This window comes from Carnobacterium maltaromaticum DSM 20342, from assembly GCF_000744945.1.
GTDB lineage: Bacteria > Bacillota > Bacilli > Lactobacillales > Carnobacteriaceae > Carnobacterium > Carnobacterium maltaromaticum.
The window spans coordinates 1,606,981-1,619,695 of sequence record NZ_JQMX01000001.1; the positions used below are offsets into that span (position 1 = coordinate 1,606,981).

Annotated in this window: 12 protein-coding genes; 1 reads left to right on the top strand and 11 read right to left on the bottom strand. The window is 34.3% G+C overall.

What is annotated here, in order from left to right; translation table 11 throughout:
* Positions 1 to 28: 28 nt before the first annotated feature.
* The 4 genes from BR77_RS07745 to BR77_RS07760 are packed head-to-tail and all read right to left on the bottom strand — an operon-like array spanning position 29 to position 4,697.
* Complete coding sequence (locus tag BR77_RS07745; RefSeq protein ID WP_015075619.1) at positions 29 to 1,903, bottom strand: immunoglobulin-like domain-containing protein; 1,875 nt, start codon at positions 1,901 to 1,903, stop codon at positions 29 to 31.
* Positions 1,904 to 1,938: 35 nt separating this feature from the next.
* Entirely contained in the window at positions 1,939 to 3,879 is a 1,941-nt protein-coding gene (locus BR77_RS07750; protein ID WP_010053196.1) for an immunoglobulin-like domain-containing protein, read from the bottom strand.
* A 16-nt stretch (positions 3,880 to 3,895) separates the two neighbouring features.
* Entirely contained in the window at positions 3,896 to 4,453 is a 558-nt protein-coding gene (locus tag BR77_RS07755) for a DUF5067 domain-containing protein (protein WP_015075617.1), read from the bottom strand.
* 28 nt (positions 4,454 to 4,481) lie between these two features.
* The gene (locus BR77_RS07760; protein ID WP_016356328.1) at positions 4,482 to 4,697 is read right to left on the bottom strand and encodes a hypothetical protein; all 216 of its coding nucleotides are present in this window, start codon (positions 4,695 to 4,697) and stop codon (positions 4,482 to 4,484) included.
* Between the two features lie 203 nt (positions 4,698 to 4,900).
* Between BR77_RS07760 and BR77_RS07765 the strand changes: the two genes are divergently transcribed.
* Positions 4,901 to 6,376: an AcpB/EbpR/MafR family transcriptional regulator gene (locus tag BR77_RS07765; protein WP_035064496.1), complete on the top strand. Its 1,476-nt coding sequence runs from the start codon at positions 4,901 to 4,903 to the stop codon at positions 6,374 to 6,376.
* Between the two features lie 52 nt (positions 6,377 to 6,428).
* Here the strand turns inward: BR77_RS07765 and BR77_RS07770 are convergent, their stop codons facing one another.
* From BR77_RS07770 to BR77_RS07800, 7 genes are all read right to left on the bottom strand, one after another.
* Positions 6,429 to 7,505 (bottom strand): Gfo/Idh/MocA family protein, encoded by a 1,077-nt coding sequence (locus BR77_RS07770; protein ID WP_035064499.1) that lies wholly within the window; start codon positions 7,503 to 7,505, stop codon positions 6,429 to 6,431.
* 40 nt (positions 7,506 to 7,545) lie between these two features.
* Positions 7,546 to 8,514, bottom strand: a complete 969-nt coding sequence (locus tag BR77_RS07775) for a sugar phosphate isomerase/epimerase family protein (RefSeq protein WP_015075612.1) — start codon at positions 8,512 to 8,514, stop codon at positions 7,546 to 7,548.
* Positions 8,515 to 8,549: 35 nt separating this feature from the next.
* Entirely contained in the window at positions 8,550 to 9,272 is a 723-nt protein-coding gene (locus BR77_RS07780) for a ThuA domain-containing protein (RefSeq protein WP_035064502.1), read from the bottom strand.
* A gap of 19 nt (positions 9,273 to 9,291) precedes the next feature.
* Positions 9,292 to 10,032 (bottom strand): sugar phosphate isomerase/epimerase family protein, encoded by a 741-nt coding sequence (locus tag BR77_RS07785; RefSeq protein WP_015075610.1) that lies wholly within the window; start codon positions 10,030 to 10,032, stop codon positions 9,292 to 9,294.
* Positions 10,033 to 10,050: 18 nt separating this feature from the next.
* A complete protein-coding gene (locus BR77_RS07790; RefSeq protein WP_016356326.1) occupies positions 10,051 to 10,503 on the bottom strand; it encodes a GNAT family N-acetyltransferase in 453 nt (150 codons plus the stop codon).
* A 21-nt stretch (positions 10,504 to 10,524) separates the two neighbouring features.
* The gene (locus BR77_RS07795) at positions 10,525 to 11,604 is read right to left on the bottom strand and encodes a Gfo/Idh/MocA family protein (RefSeq protein ID WP_035064505.1); all 1,080 of its coding nucleotides are present in this window, start codon (positions 11,602 to 11,604) and stop codon (positions 10,525 to 10,527) included.
* 172 nt (positions 11,605 to 11,776) lie between these two features.
* Positions 11,777 to 12,655 (bottom strand): AraC family transcriptional regulator, encoded by an 879-nt coding sequence (locus BR77_RS07800; protein ID WP_015075608.1) that lies wholly within the window; start codon positions 12,653 to 12,655, stop codon positions 11,777 to 11,779.
* Positions 12,656 to 12,715 lie beyond the last annotated feature (60 nt).

Below are 12,715 nucleotides of genomic sequence, written 5' to 3' on the forward strand. Positions count from 1 at the left end.
ACTCCTCAATCGTCAGTATTTAAGTTATTTAGTTTTCTGAAAAAATAATATATTGGCTATCTACCCATTGGTTACCACCTAAGTTATAAAAAGTTGTTCCATTCAAGGTCGTCTTTTTAAACGTTCTCCATCTAGTTCCATGTTTTAATTGCTTACCTGTCCATGAAGCCTCTGAACTTAGAGGAGATGAATAAACGTTCACACTATAGCCAGCCACATAGTTAATTGTTGCTATCCCATCAACACTTACTTCTTCGCCTGATGTAACTGGTGATAACGAGATGTACTTGCCATCTACCCATTGGTTTTTCCCAACTCGATACCAGACACTACCGTCTTTAAAGGTTGCTTTTTGATCAATTTTCCAAGCGGAGGCATGAGGCAAGAAATAATCTGTTGCTGTTTGGTTAGGCGCTTCCCAAACGCGAATTCCATAACCTGGCACATAATTCACATATCCAACAGTGGTATAATTTTCGACTTTAGGCGTTTCAGAACTTTTCTCAACAGTGATGATACGTGTTAATTCCGTTTTAGCCCCTTTAATATTTGTCGCAATATAACGTAATGTGTAGACACCTTCTTTGTTTGTATCAATATTTCCTTCAATAGACCAGGTTACATTTTTCCCTGAGTTGGTTGGATTAGCTGCTGCTGCTTGATTTTCAAAAACATTTAAGTTTTTTGTCATATCAAAACTTTCACCAACTTTAATCGTTAGATTTTGTCCCTCAGAAAAACGGATAACTGGCGGAGATACTGCAGTTACTTTAGTTGGAACAGTTATTGTTGAAACAATTTTACTACCAGGTTTTGAATATGTTACTGGAATTTGGTACGTACCAGATTTAAATAAGTTAATTGAAGACGTATCCACACTTAGCGCAGCTGGATTCGTCAATTCTTGGTAACTGGTTGAGGCAATAGCATTTTTATCTGAAATATGGAAATTAGTAATTACATCAGATTTAATTTTTTGTTCCAATTGCTCAGCTGTTACTTGATCTCCTTCAATTGCTAGAAAATCGATTGAATTTGCCACAGTTGAACCATGGTCATATCTGGTACCTTGTCCTGCTTCACCTCTAAAAGAAGGTTGAAATTCACCAATTCCCACAATAATCGTACGCTTAAGATTTGATGCAACAACGGTCCCAGCTACTTTTACTTCTAATTCCTCATTGTAGCTTCCAACGTTAATAAAGTTACCTGTTGCATCTGCTATTCCTGCTTCAATTAAATCAAGAGGAATGCCATTCGCATTGACTGGACCACCACTATGTTTAACTTCAATATCGTCACTTTCAACAGGGATTCCAGCTGGTGTTTTGACACTGATTCCTGTTTCAGCTTGATAGCTTGATTCTATTTTTGTATTAATTGTTGTACTTTTTACTGAATAAGGATTCACATTTACAGTCACCATCTGGCTAGTTGATGGATCAGGTAAGTTGAATTCAAATAATTTAAATTCGATTGTTAAACTTTGAGCCTCTTTAATTTCATTCGCTGTAATCGATGTTTTTCCATTAATAATTAACTGAGCGCTACTAATTTGATTCGTTAATGAATGTAACGTAAACGTGCCATCTTCACTAATTAAAATCGTTTTATATAAACTTTCCATAGCTGCTTTTCTTTCAGGTTCAGCAGAGTAATTCGTTAATATACCTTCATTCGCTTGTTGATTGACAATAGCCGCTAAAGCATCCGCATGTTGGGCTAACACGTCAACTCCGATTGAACTGGTTTGCTTTAATTTATCGTCTAGTAAGCTCCCTACCCCTGCTCTTTGACTCATCTCTTCTGCATGAACGGTTTCAACTGAGGCTAATGTTGTTCCAATTGGTAATAGACCTAGTACCAACACAGCATTCAGTGTAATAAATTTAACTTTATTCATTTTAATCAATCGTCTCCTTTGTTATTAACTTCATTTTAATCTTTTATGAATGTTACATAGTTACTTGCAACCCATTGATTGCCGCCTAAATTATAAAAACCATTTTTTTCGCCATAAACGCGCCATTTAGTTCCATGCTCTAACTGTTTCCCTGTCCAATTTGCTGAACTAGCTTCAGCACCTTTATAAACGTTAATGCTATAACCTGGTACGTAATTAATGGTTCCAACGCCTTTTAATTCATTCATTCCTGGATCATTTGCAACGGGACTAAATTTAATGTAGCTTCCATCAACCCATTGATCTTTTCCAACACGATACCAAATATCGCCATTTTTAAATGTCGCTTTTTGATCAATTTTCCATGCAGTAGCATGAGGCAAGAATTGACTACTTCCGTTGCCTTTAGGTGTACCCCAAACGCGAATACCATACCCCGTAATATAATCAACATAGCCAACCGATTTAAAGTTTGTAATTTCAGGTTTTTCATTTCCTTCATTTGGATCAATCACATTGATTGTGCGAACTAAGGTCGTCGTTAAATGGTTTAAATTAGTTGCTGTATAAGTTATCTTATAAACTCCCACTTTAGAAGTATTCACGCTGCCATTAATAGTGACTCCGCCTAATAAACCAATGCCTTCATTCCCAGCAGCATTTCCATTATTCAAATCATTTGTATTGGGATATACTTTAAAGTCATATAAATTAAAAGCATTTCCAATTGAAATAGTGATATCTTGATTTTGACTAAATTCAAAGACTGGGTTGCCTGGATTTTTCATTTTCAATTGTAAGGATAAGGTCATTTCTTGCCCATTAGGAGTCGTATACTTAAAGGGAACTGTCGCAATCCCTGCTTTTGAAAAATCAATACTGGTTGAGTCCACCGTTAACTTATCAATCTGAATAGGCAATGTTGCAACTGTGCCACTAATTTCATTTGATACTTGGAATAATTCAATAAAACGGTTTTTTAGAACTTCATCTAATTCGCCATAATTAGTTACCTTAGTATCAAAATTAAAGAAAACCGGACTATTTAGAATTAAGTTGTCTTCGAATTTATAAGGACTTGTGGCCGCAACGGTCGCATCCATATTCTCAATAGCTGTTTGAAGCACAGTTGATCCATTCGCATATTCTTTTGCATCAGCCGTTTTCGCGATAAATTTCAAATCAGCAGCGTTGGGAGCCAATACTGAAATAGTAACATCTATAGTTCGTAAAACTTCAGTACCTGTCGTACTTATTAAACTTGCTGTAATTGTTTGAGTATATTCACCAGCTTTAATATAACGCCCTTCTGAATCTAGGATACCATCCCTAACTAGTCTCTCTTTTGTTGGAGTCACTGAAACAACTGTATCAACTGACCAAGAACCATTACTATCATTGTTGGCTACTGTTAATAACTCTGGATTTAATTCAAAGTCAACATAATCTGCTCCAAAAGCTTGAGTCAACGAAAGCATCTCATCATTAACAGCTAATTCAGGAGCATTGGTTTTCAAAAGGACTTCTGCTTCTGCTGTTTTCCCGTTAGTAGCAAAGATTTTTACGGTTAGTGTCAGTTGCGCTTTTGACAAATCAGCTTCTGTTACTTGTGATTTCCCATCAACAAGAATTTGAGCTTTAGCGCTGGCACCAGCAACTCCTAAAATTTGATTTAACGTTTGATTATTAAAAATTTTCGAGCTTAAAATATCTGTATAAAAAGAGTTATTCGTTATTGAACCTGTGTACAATTGATTGGTAGCGCCTGAGTTAACAAGTGTTTTCAATCCTAAAATACGTTCTGCTGTCCAATCTTCTACTGTATAATTAGATTGAATAGCATTCTTTAAAATCCCATCATAGCTTTCATCTGCATAAACAACTGTTGAAGTTGCGCCAATTGCTGGCATTACTACTGGTGATAGAGCTAACAAAACAGCTGCACTCATTCCAATAAATTTCATTCTTTTCTTCATTTCTAGTTCCTCCTAATTAATCCAACGAATAATTTTGACTACTAATCTCTTGATAGTCCGTATCTAAATACGTTATTTTTACATCTGAATCATTCTCTAGTACATATAAAACAGCACCATCTGTCGTTTGCTCTTTTTCTAAAAATCGATTCGCTTTTTTGACTAATTTCCCGTTTTTATTTTCTTTTTCTTCAAACGGAAGTGCTCCTACAGTTAAAGGAATATTGCTGTCTTGAGTTACTCGTACATACCTGTACCAAAATTCACTGGGTCTGTTTTTCTGTTGCGTATTATTTGTTACTTTGTACTGAATAAATGCTAATTTCGTTCCATTTACGCCGTCCAATTTCGAAACTTTTTTGATTGAAAAATCGATGTCTCCAATTGCTACATTTTCTCCAGCAACTTTAATTGAACCCGGTTTTGGTAAATAAGGGGTATCTATTCGTATTTGACTTGATTCATTTGCTTCAGCCGTTTTTGTTTCTGCTGTTTTCTTTTTTTCAGGCGTTCCACAACTTGTTAACACAAAAGCTAAACTTACCAAAACACTATAGACAATCCTTTTTTTCATAAAAAACTCCTTTCATTTTTTTACAGCTTTAAAAAAAACTATCTAATACTAGTTTTCCCCAAAACTTATTTTCAGAATAACAAACCTTATCATTTATTAAAATCTCATTTTTTTCCTCCTGAAGGAACAAATGATGTGAAAAATAAAAATAAAATCTTTTTAAAACTAATTCAATTTGTTCTCGAAACTTATTAAATAACATAAAAATATCTCTAAAAGTAATAAAGCCTTTTTTCACATTCATTTCCTAGCCTAATTAAATAACCAAACTATTTTTTATAATAAAAAATAGTTCGGTTACTATGAAATTTAATTATGTAGATTTACTATTTTCACTATTCTAATATATGCACAATTGTTATTCCTTAATAGTTTATACGCTATGCTAAGTCATAGATAGCTTACATATCTATCAATAAATTAGCTTTAGTAGAAAGGAACATACTTATGAAACATCTATTAAATTCTACTGATTTAAGACGCTTAGAGTTTTTAAAATTACTTTTTGATACAGACGAATGGTTGACGCTTAACGAGCTGGCAACTCAATTAAATTGTTCTGCAAAAAGTCTCAGAAATGATCTTAGAGCAATCAATGAAATTTTTGCACCATTTAGTATTTCAACATCTGTAAAAAGAGGACTACAACTTTCGTATCCTGAAAATTTTACATTTGATTATATTTATTCGGTCATACTAAGTAACAGTCTTGAATTCAATTTTTTAGAATTGATTTTTTTCAATGAACATTTAAAGAAGAGAGACTTAGAAGAATACTTATATGTCAGTACTCCTACAGTGAGCCGCTTAATAAAAAAATGTGCAGATTTTTTTGCTCCATTGGCTATTAAAATCCAGTCTTCTCCCTACCGAATCACCGGAAATGAAATTCAAATTCAAAATTTTTATGTTGCTTACTTTTCAGAAAAGTACTTAGCTACTGATTTCCCTTATTCTAAAAAACATGAATCCATTTTTTTAGAGCTTCTGAATTTTGTGCCTCAACCTTTTAAAAATAAAAGTACGCATTTAAATATAAAACATTTAACCTACCTTTCGATGGTGTGCTTAACACGTTTATCCCATGGAAACTTACTAGAAAGTGAACCTTTGCCTTTCTTGGGAAAAGACTTAGAAAATAAAATTATGACTAATAGCATGTTTATGTGTGATTTTCAAAAAACAATTGGCTTTAAATTAACACCTCTCATTCTTTCGCAATTGTTTTATCTTTATTATAAAAATGACTATCTTCATGCAACTAATTTTCTCCCAAAAAAAATTGTTGCATGCTCGGAAAAGAAAAAAATAAATGATTTAACTACTTTTTTAACTGCCTTTCAAAAAAAAATTGGAGTTAACTTAAATAACAAAGAGGAACTAGTAAATCGTTTATATAAAGTTCAATTTCATTCATTAGATATTAATTTCATTTTGTATGACAAAAGGCAGCATTTCTCTACATTTATTAAAACAGAATACCCTTTTTTAATTGAACTCTTGCTTAATGAACTGCCAGATTATTTAACTTCAAATAGTCGCTATTTTAATGAATTTATTTATACGCTAATTATCTACTGGCCTAATCTATTGGAGGGGCTAGGAAATACACAGACTCCAATATCTATTGGTATTTTTAGTACTTTTGACTATTCTCATACTCTATTTATTTGTGATTTAATTAACTACCATTTTCATAAAAACGTGCTCCTTACAATTATTGAACCCAACACAGCACCAGAATCATTAAACTTAGAAGAAAAATATGATTTAATTATTTCAAATAACTCCTATTCACTAAATATCCCTTTAATCAGTATCAATTCAATTCCAACGAAGCATGATTGGAAAAATATAAAAAAATCAATTAATAGACTACTATCATCTAAAAATAAAATCACAACTAAATATCTAGCAATCTAAAATAAAAAAAGTATCAGATCTTGAATTTCTCAAGTTCTGACACTTTTTTACTTTATTTAGTTTTCGAGTACTGATCAAAATCAGTTACTACTTGATTTGTATGAGCTGCTTCAAAAATCGCTTCAATTAAACGTAAATTACGTAGAACTTCTGAATTTTTAACAATTGGCTCAGCTGTTCCAGCCACAACAGCTGCAAAATTTTCATAAAAACTTTGTGGATTTTTTTGCGCTTCAGGTAATTCAGCAATAATAGTTGCCTCTTCTGAAGGTGGTGCCATTGTTTTTGTTAGCCCAACGCCTGCTTGAATCGGTTTTGGCTCAACCTTTTCGACTGCTTCGTTTCGCTTAACAATCTTGCCTTTCAACGACCAATCTTCAATTAAAGCCGTACCTTTCGTGCCTTTTACGTACCAACGAGGTAAAGGAATATAATTTGTCGTTCCTACCTCGACAATCGCTGTGACACCATTTTCAAATTGCAACGTACTAATAAAACCATCGTCGACTTCATTACCAAGAATAAAACTTAATTGAGCAGAAACGCTTGTCACTTTACTATCAACCATATAAAGCATTTGGTCTAACAAATGTACGCCCCAATCTAGTAACATTCCGCCACCATGTGCCAACTCATGTCGCCAATCGCCTGGAATCCCATTGGCTCCGTGAACGCGTGACTCAAGTTGAAAAATATCTCCAATTGTTTGTTGATCAACCATTTCTTTAACAATCAAGAAATCTTCGTCCCAACGGCGATTTTGGTGCGTCATAAAGACCTTTGCATTTTCTTTAGCAACTGCATCAATTTCAATAAAATCTTGACTAGATAAAGTAACAGGCTTTTCACAAATCACATGTTTTCCAGCTTTCAAAGCAGCAATTGCTAATTCCTTATGAACATCATTTGGTGTAGCAATTAAAACAATATCTACCTCTGGATCATTTAAAACAGCGGAATAATCAGGATACGCCTCATAACCTAAACTAGTTCCATAATCTAAACGATCTTGTTTAGTATCAAAAATCCCTTTAACTTTTAAATTTTGGTCTTTTTCGATTAACGTACTGTGGTAATGGCCCATTCCGCCAAATCCAACAATCACAACGAATAATTTATCTTGCTTCATCTTAGATAATCCTTTCATTTAAGCAATTTTGATCTTATAACTATGCCCACCACATATCTAAGGGCGCATCTTTAATTAAAATAGATTGTAAATTTGTAACAGCTCGATTGAACCCTTCATCAATTGACATTAAAGGATCTTCATGTTCAATACTAACTACATAGTCATATCCATATGTTCTTAAAGCACTCATCATATCAGACCATTCTGACATACTGTGACCACAACCAACTGAGCGGAAAGTCCAAGCACGTGTTTGGACATCACCATATGGTTGCATATCTAAGACACCATACATATTGATATTTTCTTGATCTAAATAGGTATCTTTTGCATGAAAATGATGAATAGCACCAGCTTTACCTAAAATTTTAATGGCCCCAACTGGATCAATTCCTTGCCACCATAAATGGCTTGGATCTAAATTGACCCCAATTGCATCGCACGTTTCTTCACGTAATTTTAAAATAGTGTAAGGGGTGTGACATAAAAATCCACCGTGAAGTTCAATACCAATTTTAATGCCATGCTCTGTAGCAAATTCACCAATTTCCTTCCAATAAGGAATTAATTTATTTTCCCACTGCCACGTCTTAATATCTGAATAAACCGTTGGCCAAGGAATCACAGGCCAATTGGGCGCTTTCGCATCCTCACTATCTCCAGCTGTTCCCGAAAAAGTATTCACGACCGGAACACCCATTAATGCTGCTAGTTGAATGCTTTTACGTAGAATTTCGTCACTTTCACGAGCCTCTGTAGCATCTGGTGAAATTGGATTACTGTGACAACTAAAAGCACTAATCGTTAAACCACGTTTTTCCAATTCAGCTAAATAAGCTTGGCGTTTTTCCGGGCTAGCTAATAGTTCATCTGTTGGGCAATGGTGATTTCCAGGATTTCCTCCTGTTCCAATTTCTACTGCATCTAAACCAGCACTTTTAGCTCGATCTAGCATCTCTTCAAAACTTAAATCCGCAAATAACGGCGTAAATACACCTAATTTCATGATTAAAATCCTCCATTTTCGCTAGTCTTTTTGATTTATTTTGGTTTAATCTCTTCTAATGCCTTTGAATGGCCATAAACTGGATAATTCCGCTTCGTTGGCTCGGCCCATTTCACACCATTAATAATCACTTTTTGAATGTCTTTATTATAGTAAGTTGGATAAGTTTCATGACCTGGTTGGAAATAGAATATCTTACCACTACCACGTTTATAGGTCATCCCACTCCGAAAAACATTGCCACCTTCGTACCAACCAACAAAAATTAATTCATCTGGATTTGGCACATCAAAATGCTCTCCATACATCTCTTCTACATCTAAATCAATATATTCCCCAATTCCATCAGCAATCGGGTGACTTGGATCAATGACCCAAAGTCTTTCTTTCTCTTCAGCTTCGCGCCATTTCAAATCACAACTTGTTCCCATTAACTTCATAAATATTTTCGACATGTGTCCTGAGTGTAAAACAATCAGTCCCATACCTTCTAGAACACGTTTTTGAACCCGATTCACAATTTCATCACTCACTTCTTGGTGTGCAATATGCCCCCACCAAATCAGCACATCTGTTTCTGCTAAAACTGCTTCAGTCAAACCATGCTCTGGTTCATCTAATGTTGCTGTCGTAGTATCAATTCCAGCTTCTGTTAAAAAACTAGCAATTTGACTATGGATGCCTTTTGGATAAACCTTAGCAACAGCCTCGTCCTTTTTTTCATGGCGATATTCATTCCAAACAGTTACTTTAACCATAAAAACCGTCCTTTCTAAATTAACCTTCTGCGATAATTCGTTTTAAGTTTATTAACCCAATTTCAACACTTTTTAGAGTGGGTTGTGTAAAAGCTTCTTGCTCTATAACAAACCAGTCAACTCCATTTTCTTCTGCTTGTTTAACATAACTTGCAATATCGAGAACACCATTTCCAATTTCCGTGCTTTCAATTGGATTTTCTTTTTGATCCTTTAAATGAACTAATTTCATTCTTCCTGCATAGTTTGCCATGTACTCCACCGCATCTACACCAGCAAATTGAACCCAATAGGTATCTAATTCAACGTTTAAGGTGGGAACTTCTTGAAGCAACCATGTCAAAATAGGTTGTCCATTTAGCTCTTCAAATTCATGATTATGATTGTGATAGCTAAAATTAAAACCTGCAGCAGTAACTTTTTCAGCAATAGTTTTCATATTATCTGCAAATAATTGCCATTCTTCGACAGTATCAAAAGCTGCCCAAGGAACAATTAAATTTTTATTCCCCAAAACTTTTTCAAAGGCCAAAACCTCATCCAAATTAGTTAAAAACTGCTCATACTGAATATGAGAACCAGCTACTTTTAGTCCTAATTCTGCTAACTTCACTTGAATTTCATCCGCTGTTTTTCCATAGTAACCAGCAAATTCAACGCCATCATAACCCATCTCAGCTACTTTTTCTAATGTTCCAAAGAAATCTTTTTCAGTTTCATCTTGGACACTCCATAATTGTAACGCAATTGGTTTTGTCATTTTTATGCTCCTCATCAGTTAAGTGATTATTTTTTTAAGCCAAATTTGATCTATACATTGAATACCATTTTCAAAAATTGGCTCTGAATAATGCTCGATAAAGTAATTTTCTTGTCTCTTAAAAATTTTAAAACCTAATGATTGATACAAATGTAGTTGACCTACACTCGAATTTCCCGTGGCAATTTCTACTTGCTGAATTCCTTGCTGTTTCATTTCAATTAAAATCTGTTCTAGCAAATAACGACCTAACCCTTGATTTTGATTCTTTTCGTTAATTGCGATATTCATTATTTCTGCTTTTTTTGACGTTTTTATTTGAACAACACAGACTCCAATTATTTGGTTATTTTTGATTAAACCATAAACTTGGCTATTGCCGAGATACTTGTCTAGCATCTCCTTAGAAGGATCAGCTAGATAAAGTAAATCCATCGGATACTCAGCAGGTGTTACTTTTTTTATTTCCATTCTTTGATCAAACTTTCTCGTTTATTTAGTAAAGAAAACAGGTTCACCTGTTTGACTTGATTGATAGATAGCTTCTAAAATTTGAGTGACAACTAACGCTTGTTCAGGTTTTACAACGGGTTCCGTATCATTTAAAATCGCTTGTAACCATTGACGCGCTTCTAATACAGCAGGATCATCTCCAGCACCATCATAAAAATCAACCCCACCTGATTCTAACTCAATCTTTTTCGTATACATTTGACCGTGAGCTTCACCGTTGATACGCAAGCCATCCTGCATATCAGCACCACCCTCAGTTCCGCATAAAGTTGTTTGAGCTTCTCGGACATCTAATGAATTCAGTGCCCAACTAGCTTCAAGAGCAATTGTTGCGCCATTTTCCATTGTAATAAATCCAAATGCAGAATCTTCCACAGTAAATTTAGTTGGATCCCAAGGGCCCCAAGCGTTGGCTGCATTTTCTTTTTGTGATAATTTGTGATAGCTATTTCCAACAACATATTTTGGTTTGTAATTGTCCATCATCCATAAAGTTAAATCCAAAGCATGAGTACCAATATCAATTAAAGGTCCACCACCTTGTGCTTCCTCATCTAAGAAGACACCCCAAGTTGGCACTGCACGTCTACGAATTGCATGTGCTTTCGCATAGTAAATGTCACCTAATTCGTTATTTTCACAAACAGTATGCAAGTAACTAGAATCTTTTCTAAAACGATTTTGATAACCGATTGTTAATTTTTTTCCAGTTTTTTTAGCAGCTTCCAACATTGCTTCAGCTTCAGCCGTTGTTTTCGCCATTGGTTTTTCACACATAACATGTTTATCAGCTTCCATTGCTGCAATTGAAATCACAGAATGTGAACTATTTGGAGTACATACATGAATCACATCGATTGTAGGATCTTTCAGCATTTCTTTATAATCGGTATAAACTTTTGCATCGCCTGTTCCGAATTCTTCCTTAGCCTTTAAAGCACGCTCTTCAATAATGTCACAAAAAGCTACCATTTCACCTTCTTCAACCGCTTTCAAACTTGGCATATGTTTCCCGTTAGCGATTCCGCCACACCCGATAATTCCAATTTTTAATGTCATTTTACTATTTCCTCCTATGATAAAAAGTTTGTTGAGCCGTTTAGCTCTATCAAAAGCTTGTTGATTTCGCTCAGCTTTGATACAATGCAGAACTAAAAAATCAAGCCTTTTCTTTTTTCTTTATAACCTAACTATAAAGAAAAAAGAAAAGGCTTTCTACCCAGTTTTTTGCTTAATTATTCCCGGATATTGTCTTTTTATATTTTAAAGGAGAAATGCCCATCAAATCTTTAAATTGATGATGAAAAGTTTTAACGCTACTAAATCCTGTTCTTTCAGCAACTTCGGTTACAGTTGCATCTTCATTTAATAAAATCCATTTGGCTTTATTTAAGCGATACTCTGTTAAAAATTGGATAAAGGTTGTCCCAGTATTTTTCTTAAAGAATTTAGTAAAATAAAAGCTACTAAATCCCATATATGCAGAAATATCATTCAAAGTAATTGTATCTTGATAATGCGCTTCAATATACATAAATATTTTATCTAAGCGCTCTAAATTTTCCATTTGTTTTGTACTTGAGATTTCTTCACGAACTTGATCGTTCCAATTTTCATTTTGGGGAACTTCTCGACTGAGGATAGCTAGCATTTCAAACATTTTAGCTTTAATCACATAACGATAGCCACTTTTGCGTTCATTATTTTCTTCATGCACCGTCATTAATAGTTGGCGCATTTGATCTGCTACTTCTTGGGACCACAAACTACTTGCTTGAACAATACTTGAAAATAGATTTCGCATTTCTTTACTCGTTTTTTCAAGTGATGAAATATCTTGAAAAAAGCTGAGATCAAATTGAATCACAATCCGCTCGCTTTCTGGAGAGGCTAAAAAATAATGAACATCTCCGCCATTAATAAAATAAATATCATTACGCTTTAATTGAATCGGCACATCATTTACACCAATATTGACATTGCCTTCTTTCACATAAATAATTTCAATTTCCTTATGCCAATGAGGATACACTAAAATATCCCCTTCATTGACAAAACTACGAAATAAAAAATGTTCATTTAATTCTGGAATTTCTAAATACACTCCCACAGTCACACCCCCACTATCTTGATTTTACGTCTACTTTTATTCTACCTTAAATGGATGATG

What these genes read in the sequence shown, in the direction of transcription:
- BR77_RS07745 (WP_015075619.1), bottom strand. Translation starts at nt 1,903, where the DNA reads ATGAATAAAGTTAAATTTATTACACTGAATGCTGTGTTGGTACTAGGT.
- BR77_RS07750 (WP_010053196.1), bottom strand. Translation starts at nt 3,879, where the DNA reads ATGAAGAAAAGAATGAAATTTATTGGAATGAGTGCAGCTGTTTTGTTA.
- BR77_RS07755 (WP_015075617.1), bottom strand. Translation starts at nt 4,453, where the DNA reads ATGAAAAAAAGGATTGTCTATAGTGTTTTGGTAAGTTTAGCTTTTGTG.
- BR77_RS07760 (WP_016356328.1), bottom strand. Translation starts at nt 4,697, where the DNA reads ATGAATGTGAAAAAAGGCTTTATTACTTTTAGAGATATTTTTATGTTA.
- BR77_RS07765 (WP_035064496.1), top strand. Translation starts at nt 4,901, where the DNA reads ATGAAACATCTATTAAATTCTACTGATTTAAGACGCTTAGAGTTTTTA.
- BR77_RS07770 (WP_035064499.1), bottom strand. Translation starts at nt 7,505, where the DNA reads ATGAAGCAAGATAAATTATTCGTTGTGATTGTTGGATTTGGCGGAATG.
- BR77_RS07775 (WP_015075612.1), bottom strand. Translation starts at nt 8,514, where the DNA reads ATGAAATTAGGTGTATTTACGCCGTTATTTGCGGATTTAAGTTTTGAA.
- BR77_RS07780 (WP_035064502.1), bottom strand. Translation starts at nt 9,272, where the DNA reads ATGGTTAAAGTAACTGTTTGGAATGAATATCGCCATGAAAAAAAGGAC.
- BR77_RS07785 (WP_015075610.1), bottom strand. Translation starts at nt 10,032, where the DNA reads ATGACAAAACCAATTGCGTTACAATTATGGAGTGTCCAAGATGAAACT.
- BR77_RS07790 (WP_016356326.1), bottom strand. Translation starts at nt 10,503, where the DNA reads ATGGAAATAAAAAAAGTAACACCTGCTGAGTATCCGATGGATTTACTT.
- BR77_RS07795 (WP_035064505.1), bottom strand. Translation starts at nt 11,604, where the DNA reads ATGACATTAAAAATTGGAATTATCGGGTGTGGCGGAATCGCTAACGGG.